Source organism: Gallaecimonas zhanjiangensis (genome assembly GCF_057624825.1).
In genome coordinates this window covers 3,924,929-3,946,611 of record NZ_CM172603.1, presented here as the reverse complement: position 1 = coordinate 3,946,611, position 21,683 = coordinate 3,924,929, and the positions used below count along the sequence as shown (strand labels likewise).

General features: G+C 55.6%; 20 protein-coding genes. 17 read left to right on the top strand and 3 right to left on the bottom strand.

What is annotated here, in order from left to right; genetic code table 11:
* Positions 1–110: 110 nt before the first annotated feature.
* The gene (locus AC22G1_RS18590; RefSeq protein ID WP_487314671.1) at positions 111–2,621 is read right to left on the bottom strand and encodes a S8 family serine peptidase; all 2,511 of its coding nucleotides are present in this window, start codon (positions 2,619–2,621) and stop codon (positions 111–113) included.
* A 293-nt stretch (positions 2,622–2,914) separates the two neighbouring features.
* Here AC22G1_RS18590 and AC22G1_RS18585 point away from each other — a divergent pair, with 293 nt between their 5' ends.
* From AC22G1_RS18585 to AC22G1_RS18565, 5 genes are read left to right on the top strand one after another with little or no spacing between them, the layout of a single operon-like run.
* On the top strand, positions 2,915–3,334 hold the full coding sequence (locus AC22G1_RS18585; protein WP_487314670.1) for a hypothetical protein: 420 nt from the start codon (positions 2,915–2,917) through the stop codon (positions 3,332–3,334).
* Between the two features lie 18 nt (positions 3,335–3,352).
* The gene (locus AC22G1_RS18580; protein WP_487314669.1) at positions 3,353–4,834 is read left to right on the top strand and encodes a hypothetical protein; all 1,482 of its coding nucleotides are present in this window, start codon (positions 3,353–3,355) and stop codon (positions 4,832–4,834) included.
* A gap of 34 nt (positions 4,835–4,868) precedes the next feature.
* Entirely contained in the window at positions 4,869–5,249 is a 381-nt protein-coding gene (locus tag AC22G1_RS18575) for a curli production assembly/transport protein CsgE (RefSeq protein WP_487314668.1), read from the top strand.
* Positions 5,250–5,251: 2 nt separating this feature from the next.
* A complete protein-coding gene (locus tag AC22G1_RS18570) occupies positions 5,252–5,635 on the top strand; it encodes a curli assembly protein CsgF (RefSeq protein ID WP_487314667.1) in 384 nt (127 codons plus the stop codon).
* 4 nt (positions 5,636–5,639) lie between these two features.
* A complete protein-coding gene (locus AC22G1_RS18565; protein WP_487314666.1) occupies positions 5,640–6,407 on the top strand; it encodes a CsgG/HfaB family protein in 768 nt (255 codons plus the stop codon).
* Positions 6,408–6,431: 24 nt separating this feature from the next.
* Here AC22G1_RS18565 and AC22G1_RS18560 read toward each other — a convergent pair whose 3' ends face one another.
* Both AC22G1_RS18560 and AC22G1_RS18555 read right to left on the bottom strand, forming a co-directional pair.
* On the bottom strand, positions 6,432–7,094 hold the full coding sequence (locus AC22G1_RS18560; RefSeq protein WP_050660129.1) for a helix-turn-helix transcriptional regulator: 663 nt from the start codon (positions 7,092–7,094) through the stop codon (positions 6,432–6,434).
* 173 nt (positions 7,095–7,267) lie between these two features.
* Positions 7,268–7,501 carry an HP1242/YdcH family protein gene (locus AC22G1_RS18555; RefSeq protein ID WP_050660130.1) on the bottom strand — a complete coding sequence of 78 codons (234 nt, stop codon included), beginning with the start codon at positions 7,499–7,501 and terminating at the stop codon, positions 7,268–7,270.
* Between the two features lie 133 nt (positions 7,502–7,634).
* On the opposite strand from AC22G1_RS18555, the gene prmA reads away from it, so the two are divergent.
* The 12 genes from prmA (at position 7,635) to AC22G1_RS18495 (ending at position 21,681) form a co-directional block, all read left to right on the top strand.
* Positions 7,635–8,510: a 50S ribosomal protein L11 methyltransferase gene (gene prmA / locus AC22G1_RS18550; RefSeq protein WP_487314665.1), complete on the top strand. Its 876-nt coding sequence runs from the start codon at positions 7,635–7,637 to the stop codon at positions 8,508–8,510.
* 139 nt (positions 8,511–8,649) lie between these two features.
* Positions 8,650–9,612 carry a tRNA dihydrouridine synthase DusB gene (dusB, locus tag AC22G1_RS18545; protein WP_050660132.1) on the top strand — a complete coding sequence of 321 codons (963 nt, stop codon included), beginning with the start codon at positions 8,650–8,652 and terminating at the stop codon, positions 9,610–9,612.
* A 47-nt stretch (positions 9,613–9,659) separates the two neighbouring features.
* Positions 9,660–9,941, top strand: a complete 282-nt coding sequence (fis, locus tag AC22G1_RS18540) for a DNA-binding transcriptional regulator Fis (protein WP_226911350.1) — start codon at positions 9,660–9,662, stop codon at positions 9,939–9,941.
* A gap of 93 nt (positions 9,942–10,034) precedes the next feature.
* Positions 10,035–10,832, top strand: a complete 798-nt coding sequence (locus AC22G1_RS18535; protein ID WP_487314664.1) for a hypothetical protein — start codon at positions 10,035–10,037, stop codon at positions 10,830–10,832.
* Between the two features lie 109 nt (positions 10,833–10,941).
* The gene (locus AC22G1_RS18530; RefSeq protein WP_487314663.1) at positions 10,942–11,193 is read left to right on the top strand and encodes a helix-turn-helix transcriptional regulator; all 252 of its coding nucleotides are present in this window, start codon (positions 10,942–10,944) and stop codon (positions 11,191–11,193) included.
* A gap of 2 nt (positions 11,194–11,195) precedes the next feature.
* Positions 11,196–11,396 carry a helix-turn-helix transcriptional regulator gene (locus AC22G1_RS18525; RefSeq protein ID WP_487314662.1) on the top strand — a complete coding sequence of 67 codons (201 nt, stop codon included), beginning with the start codon at positions 11,196–11,198 and terminating at the stop codon, positions 11,394–11,396.
* Positions 11,397–11,589: 193 nt separating this feature from the next.
* Complete coding sequence (locus tag AC22G1_RS18520; RefSeq protein ID WP_487314661.1) at positions 11,590–12,180, top strand: YagK/YfjJ domain-containing protein; 591 nt, start codon at positions 11,590–11,592, stop codon at positions 12,178–12,180.
* Positions 12,181–12,747: 567 nt separating this feature from the next.
* Positions 12,748–14,277 (top strand): type I restriction-modification system subunit M, encoded by a 1,530-nt coding sequence (locus tag AC22G1_RS18515; RefSeq protein ID WP_487314660.1) that lies wholly within the window; start codon positions 12,748–12,750, stop codon positions 14,275–14,277.
* Entirely contained in the window at positions 14,267–15,499 is a 1,233-nt protein-coding gene (locus AC22G1_RS18510; protein WP_487314659.1) for a restriction endonuclease subunit S, read from the top strand. Before AC22G1_RS18515 ends, AC22G1_RS18510 begins: the two co-directional genes overlap by 11 nt.
* Positions 15,496–16,383: a GIY-YIG nuclease family protein gene (locus AC22G1_RS18505; protein WP_487314658.1), complete on the top strand. Its 888-nt coding sequence runs from the start codon at positions 15,496–15,498 to the stop codon at positions 16,381–16,383. The genes AC22G1_RS18510 and AC22G1_RS18505 overlap by 4 nt, the downstream gene beginning before the upstream one ends.
* Positions 16,384–16,417: 34 nt before the next feature.
* The gene (locus AC22G1_RS18500; protein WP_487314657.1) at positions 16,418–18,331 is read left to right on the top strand and encodes an RNA/DNA-binding domain-containing protein; all 1,914 of its coding nucleotides are present in this window, start codon (positions 16,418–16,420) and stop codon (positions 18,329–18,331) included.
* Positions 18,332–18,381: 50 nt separating this feature from the next.
* Positions 18,382–21,681 carry a type I restriction endonuclease subunit R gene (locus tag AC22G1_RS18495; protein WP_487314656.1) on the top strand — a complete coding sequence of 1,100 codons (3,300 nt, stop codon included), beginning with the start codon at positions 18,382–18,384 and terminating at the stop codon, positions 21,679–21,681.
* The last annotated feature ends 2 nt before the right edge of the window (positions 21,682–21,683 follow it).

The following is a 21,683-nucleotide window of genomic DNA, read 5'->3' as shown; positions in this document are numbered from 1 at the left end:
TGACTGAATTTTAGGCAACATCAGGCAAAGTCGCCCAAATGGGCAAGAAATGTGCAAGTAGAGCGAGATTGAAGAAAAGGCAGCCCGCAGGCTGCCTTTTTTGCGGGGTTTTAGAAATCAACCACCAGCGGGGAAGAGCAGAGGGCAGTACCACTCAAGCACAGGGTGTAGCTGACACTGGCGCTACTGGTGGTAAAGCGGTCGCGGTAGCGGCCATCGTTGGAGGTGCTTTCTACCAGCACGCCGTCACGGTACAGGTCCACCAGCTCGCCTTCGGCTCCTTCCCAGTGCAAGTCCACCAGGGCGTTGCCGGTGCGAGACAGGAAGCTGCGGTTGAGGGTCAGAGTGATGCTGGTGTCAGACACCGTGACTGCCTGCTGAACCGCGTTACTGAGGCCGGTCGCGTCGGTGACAGTGAGCGAGACGTTGTAGGTGCCGGCTTCCGCGTAGCTGTGGCTGGGGCTGGCTTCCACCGAGGTGGTGCCGTCGCCAAAGTCCCACAACCAGCCGCTGATGTCGTCATCGCGGTCGGTGGAGCTGTCGGTGAAGGTCACCTCCAGGCCGTTGGCTGCCGCGCTAAAAGCGGCCACTGGCGCGCTGGGGCCGGTATCGCCGGTAAGGGCGGTGATATGCAGGTTCCAGCTATTAAGAGTGCCGGTGTCGGAGCCTGCGTAGTCGGCGACTTTCAGCGTCCAGGTGCCTTGCATCTCCTCCCCGTTGAATACGTCGCTGCTCCAGGAATCGACGATGTCATCTGCGCTGCCCCCTTCGCGGTCGCTAAGCACCAGTTCGGTGCCCGCCGGCGATACCAAGGTCACGGTCAGGTCGCCACGCCAGGTATGGGTAATGTCGACACCCACCGTCATGGCGAATACCGGCCCGGCCTGGCTGACCTCAATGGTGCTTTGAATGCCGCTTGGGTCCAGATCCGGGATGGGCATGGCGCTATTGTTGCCAAAATCAAAGTCTTCCAGGCCCTGAGGCAGCAGGTTCAGGCGCATCTGGGCTTCTTTGTGCAGCTCGCCGCTAACGCCAGTGACAGTAAAGACGTATTCCCCCCAAGGGGTGGTGGCGCTGGTGGGCACGGTCAGCATCACCACGTCACCCGGCTGGGCGGTCGCGACAGAGAGGCTGGCACCGGCCAGGGGGCTGGCCAGGGTCAGGCTGACATCGCCGCTCCAGTCGGCGACATTACCAACGGTGATGGCAAAGGTGGCGGTGCTGCCGGCCACCAGTTCCTGGTTGCGGGTGTCGGGGGTCAGTTTGAAGGTGGGGCTGGGGTCGGCGGCGTCGATGGCCGATTTGAGGTTAATGCGCTTGCCGGAAACCGTGGTACCGGCCAAGTCTGCCAGCGGGTCCCCTGAGTCCATCAGCAGGGTTTTCACCTCACCGATACCCAGGCCGGGGTTCACCGACCACACCAGAGCCGCCGCCCCTGTTACGTGGGGGGTCGCCATAGAAGTGCCGGAGGCCATCGCATAACCACCGCCGAGGTAGGTGGAGAGAATATCGCTGCCCGGCGCGCCAAGGTCGATGGTGGTGGCGCCGTAGCTTGAGAAGTAAGACATCTCGTCGTTGTGCTCGGTAGAGGCTACCGCCAGGATGGCGTCCGAGTCATAACTCGCCGGGTAGCCTGGGCTGGCGTCCAGGTCTAGCGCGTCGTTACCGGCTGCCACCACAAACAGGATGCCAGCGTCCCCGGCCGACTCAATGGCCGCCTTGAGCGACTCGGAGTAATCGCCGCCGCCCCAGGAGTTGTTGGTGGCGCGAACATTTACCCCGTGGTTGAGCTTGAGGTCGGTGAAGTAATCCAGGCATTCGATGGCATCGTCGGTATCGCCGTAGCCGTCGGCATCCAGGAACTTACAGCCGACGATGGTGACATCCCAGTTCACCCCCGCCACGCCGATGCCGTTATTGCCCTCGGCGCCGATGGTGCCGGAGACATGGGTGCCGTGGCCATGGTCGTCCATGGGGTCGCCGCTGTTAGCGAAACTGGAGATACCGTGTACGTCGTCAACGTAGCCGTTGCCGTCATCATCGATGCCGTTACCGGGGATTTCGCCGGGGTTAGTCCAGACGTTGGCGGCCAAATCGGGATGGGTGTAGTCGATACCGGTGTCGATCACCCCCACCACCACGTCATGGCTGCCGGTGGTGATGTCCCAGGCTTCGGGAGCGTCGATATCGGCGCCAGCGGTGCCGCCGGTCTGGCCGGTGTTGTTCAGCCCCCACAGTTCGCTAAAGCGCGGGTCGTTCGGCTCGGCCGCCAGGTGCAGCCGGTAGTTGGGCTCGGCCACGGCAATGGCCGGGTCCTGGCTCAGTTTTTTCAGTAGCGCATCCCGGTCCACGCCTTGGGGCACCATCACCTTGGCCAGGCGGCCACCGGCAATGTGTTTGAACCGCAGATCGCGCCCGGCGGCGTCCAGGGCCCGCAATTTGCCGCCGGCACTTTGAATGGACAGCAACCGCTGCTGGCGGTCAATGCCGGTTTTGAACATCACCAGGATGGAATCGGTGGCGGCGTTGGGGGTCAGGGACTTGCCAGGGGCTGCGTAGGCGCTACTGGCGCCAAGCAATGCAGCGCCCACCGCGAGCGCGATTAGCTTTTTATGACTCATGAATTTTCCTTGTCTGTGGTCTCTGAAGGTTGGTGCAGGCACCTCTTCAAGCCTTATCAAGGAGTTCGGGTTCTGCCTGTACCCAAGCGGTAATACACCCTTTTGGGCTAGTCCCGCTGGCAGTGCTATTGCCGGGTATTGGCGCTAGTGAGCTGAAACTTAAGAAATAATTAAGTTTGGGCATGGCTCTCGTTTCTGCCGGATATCACCCTTTCTTCCGATTGCCTGAGATCCTCGCTGGGGTAGGCTGATGCCCTGACTGTCAAAATAATGACGCTTGCCAAGGAGCCAAGGTGAAAAGTCATCCCCTCTTGTTGTCTCTGCCGCTGCTGCTGAGTTGTGCCGTTTGGGCTGACGACCCTTTGCCAGGAGGCCAGGTGTTGAGCCCGACCCTGGCTGCCTTGCTGGAACGCCAGCAACTGGCCAACACCCTGGTACTGGCGCAAACCGGCCAGGCTAACAGCGCCGTGCTTAACCAGCAGGGCGCGGCCAACCTGGCGGTTATCCAGCAACTGGGTGAGCAAAACAGCCTGGATTTGCTGCAAATCGGCCGTGGTAACCAGGCCAATGTGCTGCAACAAGGCACCGGCAACCAGGCCACCCTCAGCCAGCTTGGCAATGACAACCAGATCACGCTGGGACAATGGGGCCAGAGCGGCTTTTCCATTGAACAGCTTGGGAACGGGGCGGAAATCACCGTCCTGCAATATTAAAGATAGGGAGAGTCCTCGATGTGTTCGTTTAAATTCCGTAAACACCTGCTCAGCCTGGCCGTTGGCTTGGCCTTCAGTGGCAGCGTGCTGGCTGTTGGCAATGAAGCCACCATTACCCAGACATCCGCTGCCGGCGTCGCCGCAGGTAACACCGCCACCGTGACCCAAAACGGCGACATCAACGTTGCCGAAGTCACCCAAGATGGCGAGCTGAACGTGACCACCGTGACCCAGGATGCGGTCTGGGCCGAAGCCTATGTCGACAGCGCCGGCGTCAACAACCAGGTGACCGTTACCCAAAGTGACGACTGGCATATCGCTAGCGTGTCTGCCGAGGGTAGCGACAACACCGCAAGCGTTATTCAGACCGATTTCCTCAACGTTGCCGACGTAGAGATGAGCGGCGATGCCAACAGTGTTGCCATTGAGCAGCACGGCCAGTTGAACGAAGCCAATGCCCTAACCTACGGCGACAACAACAGTGTCAGCCAATACCAGTTCGGCTCCAGCAACTGGAGTGAAGGCAGCTTTGTTGGTAACAACAATAGCCTGGAAAGCACCCAGGAAGGCAGCGGCCAGGAGTCTGGCCTGATTGATGTTTACGGCAACAACAACGCCATGGAAGTAGAGCAGTACGGCGTGTCCAACGTCGGCGGCGTGGTGGGTGTTACCGGCGACGACAACACCGCCTACATCTACCAAGAAGGTACCTCCAACGTCTTTATTGCCCGCGATCTGTCCGGCACCAACAACATGCTGGACGCCTACCAAAGCGGTGTGAGCAACCAGTTCCTGCTGCAACCGGTTTCCGGTGACGACAACGTGGTGCTGGCCGACCAGCGCGGCGACTACAACACCATCGAAGCCGGCTACGGCCTGCCGGGTGACGACAACTACGTCGACATCCAGCAGCGCGGCGACGACAACTACAGCTACGTGGAAGTGGGTGAAGACCACCACGACGTGGTGATCAACCAACTGGGTGACCAAAACCAGGCCGAAGCCCTGACCTACGGCGACAGCAACAGCGTCAAGATCACCAGCCGCGGCGACATGAACCTCGCCAGCGTCTATGCCGACGGCGTAGAGGTAGACGCCGAAGTGATGCAAGAAGGCACCGACAACTGGGCCATCATGGATGTGTCCGGCGAGTTCACCACTGTCGATGTTGACCAGGACGGCACCTCCAACACCACTTACATCCTCGGTGACCGTGCCCAGAACGACACCATCGCCGTTGCCCAAACCGGCGACCTGAACATGGTGGACCTGCTGGTTTCCAGCTCCCAGAACGTGGTGGATATAGCCCAGAACGGTAACACCAACACCGTGGTAGGCCTCGATGGCGGCGCCTTTGCGGTAACCGGCACCGGCGGCGATGTCAGCATCACCCAAACCGGCAACGGCAACATGGTAATGGGTGCCCAGGGCGGCGCGTCCAACCTGATGACCATCAGCCAGAGCGGTGACATGAACACCGCCACCATCAGCCAAAACTAAGGCTAAAGGCGCGGCCTGGCCGCGCCTTTTCACCATGAAAAAGCATTGGCTGCTACTGCTGATACTGCTGCTAAGCCCGGTGAGTATCGCCAAGGAAATCGAGCTGTCCGGCCTGGTACTGGACCGAACCCTTACCCGTTTTGGTAAGGATTTCGTGTTTTATTTTTCCAGTTACTGGCGGGACTTACCCCAGACCGACGGGATCTCGGTGGTGGTCTATGAGCGGGTTTATCCCCAGGCCGGCACCTATCTTTGGGTCGAGATGAATCAAAACCGCATTTACGCCACCTACTTTGGCCGGCGTTACAACAACATCAAAGAAAAGGCCGAGCAGGCCACCCTGGTGGCGGTGAATGAGCTGGCGCAGATCCGCGCCCGGGTCATCACCGGCGAAGGATTGGAACAAGGATTGTAGCGATGACAAGAATGCTGGCCCTCGTGGCCTTGCTGGCGTCGGCCAGCGCCGGGGCGACCGAACTGGTCTATACCCCCATCAACCCGAGCTTTGGCGGCAATCCGCTCAACGGCAGCTTCCTGCTCAACAAGGCCCAGAGCCAGAACGACCACAAGGCTGAAGACGACTCCCTGAGCTTTGAAGACCAGTTCAAAGCCGCCCTTGAGCGCAACATCATCAGCTCTCTGACCCGGCGCATCTCCGATGGCGAGGTAACCGAAGGCACCTGGGACACCGGTGATTACCGCATCGATGTCAGCGCCGGCGACGGCAGCGGGGTGATTGTTACCATCACCAACCTGGCAACAGGGGAAGTGACCATCATTACCATGCCGTCCATGGGGTAACGCGATGCGCCTTGTACTTTCGTTGGCAGCCACCTTGCTGCTGGGTGGCTGCGCTGCCTTTAACAACCCCCAGTTCAACCTGAGCGATGCCCAGGTCAATCCGCCGTCCCAGGACATGCTGGCGCTGGAAAAAGGCCCCAAACCGCGCCACCCCATTCCGGTGGCGGTGTACGCCTTTCGTGACCAGACCGGCCAGTACAAACCCCAGGAGAACGTCAGCTCGTTCTCTACCGCTGTTACCCAGGGCGGCACCTCCATCCTGGTGCAGCTGCTGCTGGATTCGGGCTGGTTTATGCCCATGGAAAGGGAAGGCCTGCAAAACCTGCTGACCGAGCGCAAAATCGTTTCGGCCGCTCAGCAAAAGGGCCAGGAGCTACCCAGCCTGCAGGAGTCGCGACTGATTTTTGAAGGGGGGATCATCAGCTATGAAACCAACCTCAACACCGGCGGTATCGGGCTGGAGTATTACGGCATCGGCGCTTCTGAGCTCTATCGGGAAGACCAGGTGTCGGTTTACTTGCGGGCGGTGGACGTTCGCAGCGGCCGGGTGCTGTTGTCGGTGTCGGCCTCCAAGAAAGTGTTGTCTCAAGAAATGAGGGCTGGGCTGTTCCGCTACGTCAGCCTTAATCGCCTAGCCGAAGCCGAAGCTGGTTTTACCACCAACGAACCGGTGCAATTGTGTGTACGCCAAGCCATGGAAGCAGCCCTTATCGGGCTTATCCAGCAAGGTGAAGACAAAGGCTATTGGCGGGCAGACGACACCGGGGCCTGAGCGTCCTTCAGGCCCCTGCTTGGGTTACATCATCATCCGCGGTTCCCGGCTGAGCTGCTGTGCCCAGCGCAGCAGCTCGACCCGGTTACGTGACTGGGTCTTTCGGAAAATCGACGACAGATGCGCCTTGACGGTATGGGCGCTGATGTTGAGGTTGTAGGCTATTTCCTTATTGCGTGCCCCTTGCCCCACCAGCTCGATGATGCGCTTTTCCTGGCGGGTCAGCGACATCATCGCCGACACATCTCCCTGCTCGGCGCCCAAGGACTGGCGCTGGCGCACCATGTCGTCCACCAGTGCCGACAGCAGCGCTCGGTCGTAATAGAGCTGGCCCCGCATCAATAGCTTGATGGCCAGCAGCACCTGATCGAGCTGCTCCTCACGGTGAATAAGGCCCCGCACGCCCAGCATCAGGGCGATTTGGGGGTCTACCAGACGGCTCTCCACCTGATAAAGAAAGATGGGCGAGAACTGCATGGCATGGCGCAGGGTATTGGGCAGGCCGTGTTTGTCCAAGCGCAGGCCACTAAAAGGGATCGCCAGCAGGGTGCTGTCGTCGGCTTTTTCCATGGCTTGGATATCATCTCTGACCACCTCGGCTTCAAAGCCAAGGGATTGAGCCAGCAGGGGCAGGTTGCCCGGCGGCTCGCGGTTTGCAAGCACTATGATTTTTCTAAAGTCTTCCATGATCACCTCAAGGCATCATCAGTCATCCCACTTCACTGTGGTGTTATTGGTTGATTTAGGTTCGCATCGCGGACGCCATTGAGTGACTTATATTGACGATTAATTAACCTTTTTTCTACATCTTTGCATGATGTCCTAGCCCAATGGGCTAGGACAAAAGGGTGAGGAGGGGGTTAGCGGATCAGCCAGTTGTACAGTTCGTCCTTTAATTGGGCTCGTTTCTGTTTGAGCCCCTTCATGGTCTGGTCATCCACAGGCTGGTTACGCATCTGCAGGCCTCTTATCTGGTGGTCGAGCTTGTGATATTCGGCGGCGGCGCGCGCAAAATCGGCATGAGCGGACTTGAGTTCTTGGATACGGTCACAGTGATCGGGGAACTCGGTATAAAGGCTGTGGTTGTCCGACATCTCTTTGTTCCTCCTTTTCAGGCAGTGGATGAATTACCGGGCCCGCTGCGGCTTTTCCATACCGCTATCGCGCCCGGTCTCAGCAAGTATGACCCATGATAGACTTACCCGTTCGCGCGAATCGGAGAATGACATGGCCTGGATTCAGGTACGTACCAATACCACTGCCCAAGTAGCGGAAAAGCTTGGGGATCTGCTGATGGAACAAGGGGCGCTGTCCATCACCTTCATGGACGCCAAAGACACCCCGGTGTTCGAGCCACTGCCCGGCGAGACCCGCCTGTGGGGCGATACCGACCTGATGGCGCTCTTTACTGCCGACGCCGACACCAGCGGCGCCCAGGCACTGCTGCGCACCGTGCTGGGGGAAGAAGCTCCTATCAAGGTGGAAGTGTTAGAAGATAAAGACTGGGAACGGGCCTGGATGGACAACTTCCACCCCATGCAGTTTGGCAAGCGCCTGTGGATCTGCCCGTCCTGGCGTGACGTGCCAGACCCGAGCGCCGTCAACGTGCGCCTGGACCCGGGCCTGGCCTTCGGCACCGGCACCCACCCCACCACCGCCCTGTGCCTCGAATGGCTGGACGGCCTGGATCTGAGCGGTAAAACCGTGGTGGATTTTGGCTGCGGCTCCGGCATCCTCGCCATCGCCGCCCTCAAACTGGGCGCCGCCCGGGTGGTGGGAGTGGATATCGACCCCCAAGCTATCGAAGCGAGCCGCGCCAACGCCGAGCGTAACGACGTCGCCGACCGCCTCGAGCTTTACCTGCCCAAAGACCAGCCCCTTGGCCTCAAAGCCGATGTGGTGGTGGCCAATATCCTCGCCGGCCCCTTGGCCGAGCTGCGCGACATTATCCTCGGTTACCTCAAGAGCGGCGGCGCCATTGCCCTTTCAGGGGTGCTGGAAAGCCAGGCCCAGGGCCTCGTTGAGCACTACGGTGAGCAATGCCAGATGGCACCGGTGGTTACCCGCGAAGAGTGGTGCCGCCTGGGTGGCATCAAAGACTGAATGCAAGGGAAATCGGGCCCTTGATGATGTTTTTGCCTGTGAGCCAACAAAAAACCGCTTTCGGTTAATTTGTGACCTTTTCAGACCGGGTATAAATGCGTAAACTACGCGGCCCTGTGCTACTGGCTTTCCCGGGTTCATGCAAATCGGTCCTTACAAACTGGATGTGCCGCTGATCCTGGCCCCCATGGCCGGGGTGACAGATCAGCCTTTTCGCAAGCTATGCCTGCAGATGGGTGCAGGCCTGGCGGTGTCGGAAATGCTGTCTGCCAACCCCGATGTCTGGCAGTCGGAGAAATCCCGGCTGCGGATGGTCCATGACCAGGAAGCGGGTGTAAGGGCGGTGCAGATCGCCGGCTCAGAGCCCCAGTTGATGGCCGATGCGGCCCGTTTCAACGTAGAAAATGGCGCCCAGGTGATCGACATCAACATGGGTTGCCCCGCCAAGAAGGTTAATAAGAAGCTCGCAGGTTCTGCGTTGCTGCAATTTCCCGATCTGGTGGAAGACATTTTGAAGGCCGTGGTGGCGGCAGTGGATGTGCCCGTCACCCTGAAGATCCGTACCGGCTGGGACCCGGAAAACCGCAACGGTGTGGCCATCGCCAAGCTGGCCGAGCGTTGTGGTATCCAATCCCTGGCGGTGCATGGCCGAACTCGCGCCTGCATGTTCAAGGGCGACGCCGAGTTCGAGACCATCAGGGCCATCAAAAGGGCCGTGGACATGCCGGTGGTCGCCAATGGCGACATCACCAGTGTGGAAAAGGCCCAATGGGTGCTCAAGCATACCGGCGCCGATGCCATCATGATTGGCCGCGGCGCCCAGGGGCGACCCTGGCTGTTCCGGGAAACCGCACACTTCCTCGAAACAGGGCGGCACTTGCCAGCCCCCTCGATTGGGGAGCAGGCCTCCATCCTTCGGGAACATGTCGAGGCACTGCATGGGTTCTATGGCGATTTCAAAGGCGCCCAGATCGCCCGCAAACACGTGGGGTGGTATCTGGCGTCTCATGATGAGGGTGGCGAATTTCGCCGGGCTTTTTATGCGTTGACGGACGCCCAGTCGCAGCTTGATGCGCTGGCGCGCTATTTCCGTTCATTGTAGTTTTCAAGATAACAACCAAGAGCGTTAAGACTATGTTTGACTCCAACATGACGACTGATGTTTCCAAGTCTCTGACTGCCGTGAGCCCTAAAACTGGCGACTCACAGCCCCTGCGTAATTCCGTACGTCAAGCGCTCCAGAACTACTTCTCCCAATTAGATGGCCAGGAAGTAACCGAGCTGTATGAAATGGTGCTGAGCGAAGTCGAAGCCCCCCTGCTGGATGTAGTGATGACCTACACCCGTGGCAACCAAACCAAGGCTGCTAACATGCTGGGCATCAACCGCGGTACCCTGCGCAAGAAGCTGAAAAAATACGGCATGAACTGATATAGAGTCAGTTAATGCAATAAAAACAAAGCCTTATCGCTAGCGCGGTGAGGCTTTTTTTGTTTGAGCTACACACCGTGCTACACACCGCTTATGACTAAACGTAAAACATCTACCTTTGAGCCGCAGTACGAGAACATGATTTTCTACGGTGCTGCCTGGCAGGCTTTACAAAATGGCGCCAGCTTCGAAGAGGCTGCGCGAAAGCTACAGGAAAGACCTGAAAGCGGGATCTTCTCAACATCGCCCATCGCACTCATGCAAGGTGTCGAAGCCTCCGTTCGCCGGTTGTATAACAGTGGCTACCCGCTGGATTTCGAACATGCTGAGGGTCAGGGCGTAACATCATTAGTCCACGTCCACGAAAGCTTTAGTCGGGTCGCGGACATCTTTAAATCAGTTATGGTGCTGAAACCCGAGGAGCAACCTCAGGAAGTGAGGGCTGCTTACGAAAAGGCCATGCTGTTCTTGGTGATGGGATTTGAGTTAGGGCTGAGTGTGGGGGTGCATAATGCACAGGAAGCTCTTGGCCAAGTAATCAATTATGCAGCGCAGCAGAAGAACACGAATATTGCACGTGCTAGAGATGCCCTAAAAGGCAAGTTTGGTAAGGCAATGGCGATCACCACCCTTATTGCCTCTGACTTTTATGCCCAAGAGTCGGCATTACAGGTACCGGCTGGAGCTTTGGCTGAAGCGATTAGAACGCTCTGTAATGAAGAAGAGGTACCTTGCCAACAAGTAGTGTCCTTAAAGCGATTCATCAAGGATCTTGTCGGCGAGGAGCGGTTTGCCCATATTGCGACCAGCAAAGCACCGCCATCCTTTGATAAGCACAGAGACGTTATCCTCAAATACCGTCCCGAGCTCCGCCAGCGAGGGCTCATCTAAGGTAGTCAATCCTCAAGGTTTGTACACAAACCTTGAGGATTGGGAATATCGCGGCCCGATAGCATCTTGCAGAATGCCTCCGAACATTAATGAACAACGGAGGCCTTCCATGGCTTTTAAAGTACCGCAATTTCACAACATCCAGCAGCAATATGGCGTACCGGATCGCATCGTCCGTGAAAAGGAACGCCGCCAAATCACCTCGCTTTCTCGCACCCAGGTTTGGGCCTTGGAACGGGAGGGCAAATTCCCAGCGCGTATTCAAATCAGTGACAGAGCCGTTGGCTGGCGGTTGTCGGAACTCATGGTTTGGATAGAGCAGCGTACCCGGGTGGTTTCTGTTAATGGTCTGGGAGAATAAGCATGTTCCTGGCCTATCAACAGAAGCCATCTACCATCAGCAGGCTCATCAGCCTTCAAGATCTGTGTAAGTATCTTAACCGCCACCGCTCGACCATTTACCGGTGGGTGAAGCAAGGGCAGTTTCCGCCGCCAAAGTACCTCAACAAAAAGCCGATTGGCTGGCGATTCGACGACATACAGGCCTGGCTAGACGCCAGCTAAAACGGACGTTCGGCAAGGGGCGGCTCAGGCTGCCCTTTTCTTTGCGACAAGATGCAACCAAATGTCATCGCTCCCCGCTAATTTTTGAAAGCCTAAAGCTGCTTTATGCCACATCTGGCGTGCCTTTCAGGCGTTTTTTCTCCTAGCTAAGCGCAGGTATTTAATAATATGACCTGCTTGTATAGGCCCTTTGATGTTTGATTTCTCGCATGAGCGCTGTGATGTCTTTCCCTATCAGGAACTGATGTTGCCGGTCATGCGCTTTGAAAGTGGAATCAATAAAAAGTACATGGCGCGTATCGTTGAGCAGTTCGCTGCCATGCTCAGTCACTATTCAAGGGTCATCATGGTCAGGGCAGATCTTAAGATGCGACGTTACACCCACAGCAACAAGCTGCTGAGTGACTTTCAGATCCGGCTCAAGGCACAACTTGCTAAGGAACTGGGTCTTAAACAGGTTGCTTTAATGTGGTGCCGAGAGCAAAACCTGGCGGACCAACAGCATTACCACTTGGTGGTGCTGGCCAATGGCCATAAGGTCCGATGGCCCACGAACATTAATCGCATCATCACGGACCTTTGGAAAACGTTCTCAGATGCCCATCACTACATACCGAAGCACAGCTCTTACCTGATAGAAAGGGGCAAGTTCGATACCTATGCTCCAGCGATTTATCGCGCCAGTTACCTTGCCAAGAATTGGTCCAAAGAACGCGGCCAGGCCAAGGCCTTTGGAGCCAGTAGTATCAAGGCGAATCCTGATAAGTGCTGGTTGGGTGGTTAATTCCCAGCAGTGACGGCTTATTGGTCACCAGCTTAACCTGGCGACTTGACCGTTCATCTGTATAGAAGACAAGGAAGCCTGTGCATGTTGCCAGTGAAAACATAGAAAACCCCGTATTGCTATGTAGGTTGTAAGCCACCCTGACTATGCGGGAGGCCAAAATCACTATGCCACGACCGTGCTGGGCTTAGCCTCTGGATACTGACCTTCGATTTGGACGATGCTCTGTGCTGAATGTAGAGCTGGCGGCGCTACCTCTGCACTGTGAAGGCGCGCATGGGCAGCTTTGTGACCGTGTAAAGTGTGAGACTAATGCCAGCCATCGGCACCCTTTCATGACGATTTTGGCCAGGCGTGGTTTAATAGCCGCTAAGCACCAACCAGACCTGTTTAAGGCCGGCGGCAACTTCAGTGTTAGCAGCTTATTGGGCAAATCAGAGTAGCAGACTCGACGGCCTGTGCCTCATGCCGGCCACTATCGCTGCCCTCAATGCTGAAGCCCGGTGGAGCACACCATCCCATCAGGGCAAAGCCCAACATCACGAGTACGGAATCAGTAGTAACCACATGATCGCTAACGACAAAATCAACCAAGACAGCATTAACAAAGCCCTGTGGGCCGCCTGCGATACCTTTCGCGGCACCATCAGCGCCGACACCTACAAAGACTTCATCCTCACCATGCTGTTTTTGAAGTACATCTCCGATGTATGGCAAGACCACTATGACGAGTACAAAGCCCAGTTCGGCGACGAGCCACAGCTCATCGAAGAGATGATGAAAAACGAGCGCTTTGTGCTGCCCAAGCAATCCAGCTTCTACGCCCTTTGGGAGCACCGCCATGAACCCGGTAACGGCGAGCGCATTGACCAAGCCCTGCACGCCATCGAAGAAGCCAACGGCACCAAACTCAAAGACGCCGGTAAAAGCGTGTTCCAGGACATCAGCTTTAACACCGACAAACTGGGCGAAGAGAAGCAAAAGAACACCATTTTGCGCCACCTCTTGGAAGACTTTGCCAAGCCGGAGCTAAACCTTAAGCCCAGCCGCGTTGGCACCCTGGATGTGATCGGCAACGCCTATGAATATCTCATCAAAAACTTTGCGGCCAGCGGCGGTCAGAAAGCCGGTGAGTTTTATACCCCGCCGGAGGTCTCAGACCTCATCGCCGAGCTGCTGGACCCCGAGCCCGGCATGAGCATTTGCGACCCGGCCTGTGGTTCTGGCTCCCTCCTGATGAAGTGTGGCCGCAAGGTGGTGGCCAACCACAGTAGTAAGCAATACGCCCTCTACGGGCAAGAGGCTATTGGCTCTACCTGGTCGCTGGCCAAGATGAACATGTTCCTGCACGGCGAAGACAACCACAAAATCGAATGGGGCGACACCATCCGTAACCCCAAACTGCTGGACAAAAACGGCGAGCTGATGCTGTTTGATATCGTTACCGCCAACCCGCCGTTCTCGTTGGATAAATGGGGCCATGACGAAGCCGAGCACGACAAGTTCAGCCGCTTTCGCCGGGGCGTACCGCCAAAAACCAAGGGCGACTATGCGTTCATCCTGCACATGATTGAAACCCTCAAACCCAAAAGCGGCCGCATGGCGGTAGTGGTGCCCCACGGCGTGCTGTTCCGGGGTTCCAGCGAAGGTAAAATCCGCCAAAAGCTGATTGACGAAAACCTCCTTGACGCCGTGATCGGCCTGCCGGAAAAGCTGTTCTTTGGCACCGGCATTCCCGCCGCCATCCTGGTGTTCCGTAAAGACAAGTTCGACGACAAAGTGATGTTTATCGACGCCAGCCGCGACTTTAAGCCGGGTAAAAACCAGAACCAGCTCACCGACGACAACATCAAGAAAATCGTTGCCACCTACAACGGCGGCGCCAATGTCGATAAATACGCCCATGTGGCCAGCCTGAAAGAAATCCAGGACAACGACTACAACCTCAATATCCCCCGCTATGTCGATACCTTTGAAGAAGAGGAAGAAATCGACCTGATGGTGGTGCGTGCCGAGCGTGAACAACTTAAAGCACAACTGACCAAGCTGGAAACCGAAATGGCCAAGTATCTGGAGGAGTTGGGTTATGGTGCCTAAGGGGTGGGAGGTTTCGCAATTAAAAGACATACTAGAAGGTTCAATTAAGAACGGCTTTTCACCTAATCCAGCTGATTCAGACACAGGTTACTGGGTACTAGGCTTAGGGGCACTGGGAGAGGAAGGAATTAATACCTCAGAAATTAAGCCTGTGGTTCCACAAGATAAAGTTTTGAAAAATATCTTAGAAAAAGACGATTTTTTAGTTAGTCGCTCAAACACTCCAGACAAAGTCGGAAGATCTGTTCGTTTTGGAGGTGAAGTCAAAAATTGTTCATATCCAGACTTGATGATGCGCTTTCGCATAGATCAAAGCAAAGCGGACAAGTCTTTTATTGAGCAACAATTGAAAAGCTCGAAAGTCAGAACATATTTTAAAAATTGCGCTGCTGGTAGCAGTAGCACAATGGTAAAAATCAACAAAGGAATTCTAGAAAAGACGCCAATAACCACGCCCCCGCTACCCGAACAAAAGAAAATCGCCCAAATCCTCTCTACCTGGGATAAGGCCATCACCACCACCGAACAACTGCTCACCAACAGCCAGCAGCAGAAAAAAGCCCTGATGCAACAACTGCTCACCGGCAAAAAACGCCTATTGGATAAAAATGGGGTTAGGTTTAGTGGGGAGTGGAGGGACATACGCTTAAAGACTGTCTTACGTGAGGAAAAATCGCGCAACAAGAGTAACTCGATAGTTCGAGTACTGAGCGTGACAAACCATAGCGGCTTTGTTTTGCCAGAAGACCAGTTTTCAAAACGCGTCGCAAGCGACGATGTAAGCAACTACAAAGTTGTTAAAAAGGGACAGTATGGCTACAACCCCTCGCGACTCAATGTCGGCTCATTTGCACGTTTAGATAGTTATGATGAAGGCTTACTAAGCCCAATGTACGTTGTTTTTAGTGTGAATGAAAAGCTTCTTAGCAGTGATTACTTTATGAGCTGGATGAGTACCAATGAAGCCAAGCAGCGCATAGCAGGAAGCACACAAGGCTCTGTACGTGATTCTGTTGGATTCGACGCACTGTGCGGCCTTCCGTTTAAGCTGCCACCAATAGATGAACAACAAAAAATTGCTGCTGTGCTATCAATTGCTGATCAGGAGATTTCTGCTCTGCAACACAAGCTGTATGCCCTCAAGAAAGAGAAAAATGCCCTAATGCAGCAGCTGCTGACGGGTAAACGCCGGGTGAAAGTTGATGGTAAGGAGGCCGCATGAGCACGCCCAAACGCCCACGCACCATTCAAATTTTTCTGCCTACAGGCGACCCTGCCGGTATTCGCATTGCCGAGCAGACCACCTCGATTATTCGCTTAATAGAAGTGCCTCGTAGCGATATTGCTGAATTTATCGCCATGCCAGAAGCCAAACAGGTGGGGCTATATTTCTTGGTTGCCGGCGACAACAAAGATGAAGTGTACATTGGCCAGTCGGGCGAGGTGGGTAGCCGGCTCATGCAACACCATAAAGATGAAACAAAAGACTGGGAGCGCGCCTTGGTATTGGTATCGCTCACCAACAACCTCACCCAAACCCACGTACTGTATTTAGAGTCGTTGGCCATTGAAAAAGCCAAAAGCTGCCAACGTTATAACCTGCTTAATGGCAATGGCGGGCAGCGGCCCCATACCCCCATTCCCTTAAAAGCCGACTGTGACGAAATACATGAAATTGGCAGTTTATTGTTAGCCACCTTGGGCTACCCGCTGTTTGAATCACTGACCGAGACCGCAGCAGCCAACGGCGAGCATGTGTTCATTTGCAGCCGCGCAAAAGTAGATGCCAGGGGCGTCTACACCAATGAAGGTATGGTGGTACTCAAGGGCTCTTCGGCACCCATGACGACAAAACGCAAAACCGAGCAACGTTACTTTGATAAACGTGACCAACTGTTAGCCAAGGGCGTAATTGCACAGCAAGGCGACCGTTTTGTGTTTCAACGTGACCACCTGTTTCAAACGCCCAGCGGCGCCTCAATGTTTTTGCTGTTAGGAACATCAAATGGTTGGCTGGACTGGAAAACAGAACAAGGGATGACGCTACACGACTATCAAGGCCGTACTCTTGAGTCGGCCAGTAGCAGGCATATCAATACTGATTAGCCTATACGCCCTTTACCAAGGAGAGCCCCCTGGCATGATGGAGTTTACCCCGGCGCAGTTACTGGCCCAGTTAAGAGAGTTGGACGAGTGCGCCCGTATTGAGGCAAAGCGCGGCGGCGAAATAGGCCCGTCGGTGATGCAAAGCATCTGCGCCTTCGCCAACGAGCCGGGCCTGGGCGGGGGGTATTTACTGCTGGGTGTGGATGAGCCAAGCGATGCTCGGGAAAGCTTTACGGTTTGTGGCATCAACAACAGCGACCAACTGCTGGGTAACCTGCAAGCCAACTGCCGCGAGCAGTTTGAACAGCCCATTCCCTTCGAGGCCGAGGTGGCGTTGCTTGAAGGCAAGAAAGTGTTGGTTGTCTTTGTGCCTGAACTGGCGCCTGCCGCCAAGCCTTGTACCTTCAAAGGCCGCTTCGACAGTAAAAACAAGCGTAAAAGCGGCGTTTGGCGGCGCAGCGCCAACGGCGACTACGAATGCACCCAGACCGAACTGGAACCGCTACTACTGGCCAAAAGTGGCCTGGGGTATGAGTTGGTGGTGCCACCCGATGCCGAATGGGACGACTTGGACCCAGAAGCCATTGCCCTTTATCGCACCTTACGCGCTAAGGTGCGGCCCAACGCCCCCGAACTGCAAGCACCCGACCAGGAGATGCTACGGGCGCTGAGGTTGGTTGAGAAACGCAATAATCATTGGCTACCCAACATTGCCGGCCTGCTGCTATTGGGTAAGCCTTTAGCCTTAAGGCGGTTACTGCCTGCGGCGCGGGTGGATTATGTACGCATTGCCGGCACCCAATGGGTGGAAGACCCCCAGCAGCGATTCCAGACCACACTGGACCTGCGTGAGCCGCTGCTGCGGCTGATACCCAGGCTTGAGGCGACCATTGTTGATGATCTCCCTCGGCATTTTCGCTTGGAAGAAGGGCGAACCCAACGCACCGACCAGCCTCTGCTGCCGCAGCAAGTGATCCGCGAAGCGGTGGTTAATACCGTGATGCACAGGGATTACCAGGTTAATCAGCCGATATCGGTGGTGCGATATAGCAACCGTATTGAGATCCATAACGCCGGTTATTCTCTCAAGCCCGAGGCCAGCCTGGGAGAAGTAGGTTCAATACTGCGTAACCCGGTGTTGGCTGCCGTGCTTTATGACATCAGCTTTGCTGAAACCAAGGGATCTGGCATTCGCACCATGCGCGGCTTGCTTGAAAAAGCCGGCCTTACCGCGCCGGTATTTTTGAGCAAGGTATTGGATAACCAGTTTACGGCCACCTACTTGCTGCACCAGTTATTAGGTGAAGAACAACTGGGCTGGTTGAAGCAGTTTGGCCATTTTCAGCTCAGTAACGACGAAGCCAAGGCGCTGATCCTGGCCAAGGAAACCGGCGCAATCGACAACGCTGGCCTGCGCGCCATAACGGGCTTGGACACGCTTGCTGCCAGCCAGGTACTGGGTCGTTTGCACCACCAGTACCATCTGCTGGTAAAAGGCGGAGCGGGGCCTGCAACTTACTACCGACTATCAGAACTCAGCGATCTCCCCCTCTTTGCAGCCAACGATGCAAATACGAGTGACCTCGGCGCAAATACGAGTGACCTCGACACAAATACGAGTGACCTTGGCGCAAATACGAGTGACCTGCCTTCAGCATTGCGCCAGCGCCTTGCCCAACTCACTCCCAAGGCTCGCAAAGAAAACCTTTGGCCGGTGATCGTCTGGCTTTGTGCAATAAAGCCGCTCACGGCAAAACAACTGGCCAGCCAGTTGCGCCGAAAAAACGTAACCGCTTTGAAAACGATCCATTTGAACAAGTTACGAGAACAAGAAGGGTTGCTCGATTACCTCCATACCGAAGTGGTCAACCACCCCGACCAGGCCTACCAAATAACAGCGAAAGGCCGCCAATGGCTGGCACAGCAAGGCATTGAGTTGGATAACTGACCAACTCGTTCAAAGCCACCAAAGGCAATAACACAGCAAAAGGATTAAGAATGCGCGGTAAACCAGCCCCCAAATTTCAGGAAGAATACAGTGCCAAGTTGCCGGCGCTGACGTTGTTGGCCAACCTGGGGTGGTCCTTCCTCTCTCCTGAACAGGCCCTTGCCGCCCGGGGCGGCAAGGCCGATGAGGTGGTTTTACGCCAGGTGCTGCGCAGTGAACTCCAAAAGCGCACCTTCACCTTTGCTGGCAAAAGCTACTCGCTGTCTGAAAAGGCCATCGATAACCTGATTGCCGAGGTGTGCAGCCCTGCCCTTAATGAGGGCCTGCTCACGGCTAATGAGCGCCTGTACAATCACCTGCTGTATGGCATCAGCGTGACCGAGTTTGTGGAGGGTAAAAAGGCCAGCCCGACGGTTGCGCTGATTGACTGGCAAAACCCGGCCAACAACAGCTTTGTGTTTACCGAAGAGTTTACCGTTACCCGCTCTGGCGGCGTCGGCTCTTCATTTCAAGATAAGCGCAGGCCCGACATAGTGTGCTTTGTAAACGGTATTCCGCTGGTGGTAATTGAGGCCAAACGCCCCGATGGCAATGCTAAAAAAGGCCCCACCATTGACGAAGGCATTTCCCAAAGCCTGCGTAACCAGCGCCATGACGAAATCCCGCTGCTGTTCGCCTACAGCCAGCTGCTGTTGTCCATTAACGGTAATGATGGCCGCTACGGCACCTGTGGCACGCCCGCTAAGTTTTGGGCCGCCTGGCGTGAAGAGGACATCAGTGATGCCCAGATGCACACCACCAAGAACAAAGCGCTCAACGACGCGCAGTTGGCAAACCTCTTCAGCCATCGCCCGGCAAAGGACCTGGACTGGTACCAAAGCCTTGTCGCGGGGGGCGAGTTGGCGGTGACCGGGCAAGATCAACTGCTAATCAGCCTGTTAAGCCCTGCCCGACTGTTGGAGATGACCCGTTACTTTACCTTGTTCGATAAAAAGGCCGGCAAAATCGTTGCCCGTTACCAGCAGGTGTTCGGCATCAAACGACTGATTGAGCGCATCAATACTCGCAGCAGCACCGGCGGCCGTGAAGGCGGCGTGATCTGGCATACCACGGGGTCGGGCAAGTCCTTCACCATGGTGTTTTTAAGTAAGGCGCTGATCCTGCACGACAGCCTGAAACAATGCCGCATTGTGGTGGTGACCGACCGGGTAGATTTGGAAGACCAGCTCAGCAAAACCTTTGCCTCAGGTGGTGAACTGGCCGGTAAGAAGGACAAAGCCGCCGCCATGGCCACCTCTGGCAAACGCCTGGCCGAACAGATCGGCAAAGGCACTGAGCGGATTGTCTTCTCGCTTATTCAAAAATTTAATACCGCCACCAAACTGCCGGAGTGCGTAAACAACAGCGCAGATGTGATTGTGCTGATTGACGAAGGCCACCGCAGCCAAGGCGGTGAAAACCACATCCGCATGAAGCAGGCGCTGCCCAATGCTGCTTTCGTCGCTTTTACCGGCACCCCGCTGCTAAAAGACGATAAGACCACCAATAAATTTGGCCCCATTGTCCACGCCTATACCATGCAACGCGCCGTGGAAGATAAGACCGTAACGCCACTGCTGTACGAAGAGCGCATTCCCGACTTGGACGTGAATGAACGCGCCATCGACAGCTGGTTTGAACGCATCACCGAGGGGCTTTCAGACGAACAAAAGGCCGACCTGAAGCGCAAGTTTGCCAAAAAAGGCCAGGTGTATAGCGCGGATGACCGTATCCGCCTGATTGCCCTGGATATCGCCAACCACTTCGTTAAAAACATCGACGACGGTCTAAAGGGCCAACTGGCCTGCGACAGTAAGCTGTCGGCCATCAAATACAAAAAGTACCTGGATGAGGCAGGCTTGTTTGAATCTGCCGTGGTAATGAGCCCCCCGGACAGCCGTGAAGGCAATACCGCCATAGATGAAGCTGCCACGCCGGAAGTGACCCAGTGGTGGAAAGACAACGTTGGCAGCCAGGACGAACAGGCTTACACCAAACATCTGATTGAACGCTTCGACAAAGATGACTCTCTGAAGATCCTTATCGTGGTCGATAAGCTGCTCACCGGCTTCGATGAGCCGAAAAACGCTGTGCTGTATATAGACAAACCGCTGAAAGAGCACAATCTCATTCAGGCGATTGCACGGGTAAATCGCCTGCATCCGAAGAAGCAGTTTGGCCTGCTCATCGACTATCGCGGCATTCTGGCGGAATTGGATACCACCATCGCCAAGTATCAGGATCTGGCCTCCCGTACCCAGGGCGGTTACGACATCAATGATATTGCTGGCCTCTACAACCAGATGAGTACCGAGTACAAGCGCCTGCCGCAGCTCTATAAGCAGCTCTGGGCCATATTCGATGGCATCAAAAACAAGAACGATATCGAACAGTTGCGCCAGGTTCTGGTACCCAAAATCGAAGCGCGGGACGATGAGCTGGTCGATGTGCACCTGAAGGTGCGAGAAGACTTTTACGAAGCACTGACGGCCTTCGCCAGTTGCCTGAAAGTCGCCCTGCAATCGGCCACCTTCTTTGAAGATAAAAGCTTTAGCGATGCCGACCGCCGCCACTACAAAGAGACGGTGAAGCAGTTTTCCAGTCTACGCCAACTGGTGCAGCAAGATGCTGGCGAAAGAATCGACTACGACGAATACGCCGACCAGGTGAAAAAGCTGCTGGATAAGCATGTGGTGGGTGTACAGGTCAAAGAGCCCGACGGCGTGTATGAAGTGGGCAAGATGGGCCAATCGACGCAGCCACAAGACTGGAGCGAAGATAAAACCCGCAACGAAACCGACATCATCAAGACCCGCGTAACCCGCATGATTGAGCAGGAGTTACGGGATGACCCTTACGCTCAGGAAGCCTTCTCAGCCTTGTTGCGTCAAGCCATTGAGGAAGCCGAAAAGCTGTTCGACCACCCACTGAAACAGTACATGCTGTTCCGTGAGTTCGAAGAGCAAGTACAGGACAGGCGTCTGGGGGACATTCCCGATGTGTTTGCTGGCAATCGCCACGCCCAGGCCTACTTCGGTGTATTCAAGAAAGTGCTGCCTGAAGTGTTAGCCGTGCTTGATCAGCAGGTACAGGATAAGTGGGTCAAAGTTGCCTTTGAAATCGACCAGGCGGTAGAAACGTCCGTTGCCGAACACTCCATCAACCCGCAAAACATCGAAGCCGACATCCGTAAAAAGTTACTGCCGCGAATGTTCCAGGAATGCAAAGCCATTGGTGGCGGCATGGACCAGGCCAAGAAGATTGTTGAGATGATTGTGCAGATCACTCGTGTGGGCTTGAGCGGGTTGTAAGT

What these genes read in the sequence shown, in the direction of transcription:
- AC22G1_RS18590 (WP_487314671.1), bottom strand. Translation starts at nt 2,621, where the DNA reads ATGAGTCATAAAAAGCTAATCGCGCTCGCGGTGGGCGCTGCATTGCTT.
- AC22G1_RS18580 (WP_487314669.1), top strand. Translation starts at nt 3,353, where the DNA reads ATGTGTTCGTTTAAATTCCGTAAACACCTGCTCAGCCTGGCCGTTGGC.
- AC22G1_RS18575 (WP_487314668.1), top strand. Translation starts at nt 4,869, where the DNA reads ATGAAAAAGCATTGGCTGCTACTGCTGATACTGCTGCTAAGCCCGGTG.
- AC22G1_RS18570 (WP_487314667.1), top strand. Translation starts at nt 5,252, where the DNA reads ATGACAAGAATGCTGGCCCTCGTGGCCTTGCTGGCGTCGGCCAGCGCC.
- AC22G1_RS18565 (WP_487314666.1), top strand. Translation starts at nt 5,640, where the DNA reads ATGCGCCTTGTACTTTCGTTGGCAGCCACCTTGCTGCTGGGTGGCTGC.
- AC22G1_RS18560 (WP_050660129.1), bottom strand. Translation starts at nt 7,094, where the DNA reads ATGGAAGACTTTAGAAAAATCATAGTGCTTGCAAACCGCGAGCCGCCG.
- AC22G1_RS18555 (WP_050660130.1), bottom strand. Translation starts at nt 7,501, where the DNA reads ATGTCGGACAACCACAGCCTTTATACCGAGTTCCCCGATCACTGTGAC.
- prmA (WP_487314665.1), top strand. Translation starts at nt 7,635, where the DNA reads ATGGCCTGGATTCAGGTACGTACCAATACCACTGCCCAAGTAGCGGAA.
- dusB (WP_050660132.1), top strand. Translation starts at nt 8,650, where the DNA reads ATGCAAATCGGTCCTTACAAACTGGATGTGCCGCTGATCCTGGCCCCC.
- fis (WP_226911350.1), top strand. Translation starts at nt 9,660, where the DNA reads ATGACGACTGATGTTTCCAAGTCTCTGACTGCCGTGAGCCCTAAAACT.
- AC22G1_RS18535 (WP_487314664.1), top strand. Translation starts at nt 10,035, where the DNA reads ATGACTAAACGTAAAACATCTACCTTTGAGCCGCAGTACGAGAACATG.
- AC22G1_RS18530 (WP_487314663.1), top strand. Translation starts at nt 10,942, where the DNA reads ATGGCTTTTAAAGTACCGCAATTTCACAACATCCAGCAGCAATATGGC.
- AC22G1_RS18525 (WP_487314662.1), top strand. Translation starts at nt 11,196, where the DNA reads ATGTTCCTGGCCTATCAACAGAAGCCATCTACCATCAGCAGGCTCATC.
- AC22G1_RS18520 (WP_487314661.1), top strand. Translation starts at nt 11,590, where the DNA reads ATGTTTGATTTCTCGCATGAGCGCTGTGATGTCTTTCCCTATCAGGAA.
- AC22G1_RS18515 (WP_487314660.1), top strand. Translation starts at nt 12,748, where the DNA reads ATGATCGCTAACGACAAAATCAACCAAGACAGCATTAACAAAGCCCTG.
- AC22G1_RS18510 (WP_487314659.1), top strand. Translation starts at nt 14,267, where the DNA reads ATGGTGCCTAAGGGGTGGGAGGTTTCGCAATTAAAAGACATACTAGAA.
- AC22G1_RS18505 (WP_487314658.1), top strand. Translation starts at nt 15,496, where the DNA reads ATGAGCACGCCCAAACGCCCACGCACCATTCAAATTTTTCTGCCTACA.
- AC22G1_RS18500 (WP_487314657.1), top strand. Translation starts at nt 16,418, where the DNA reads ATGATGGAGTTTACCCCGGCGCAGTTACTGGCCCAGTTAAGAGAGTTG.
- AC22G1_RS18495 (WP_487314656.1), top strand. Translation starts at nt 18,382, where the DNA reads ATGCGCGGTAAACCAGCCCCCAAATTTCAGGAAGAATACAGTGCCAAG.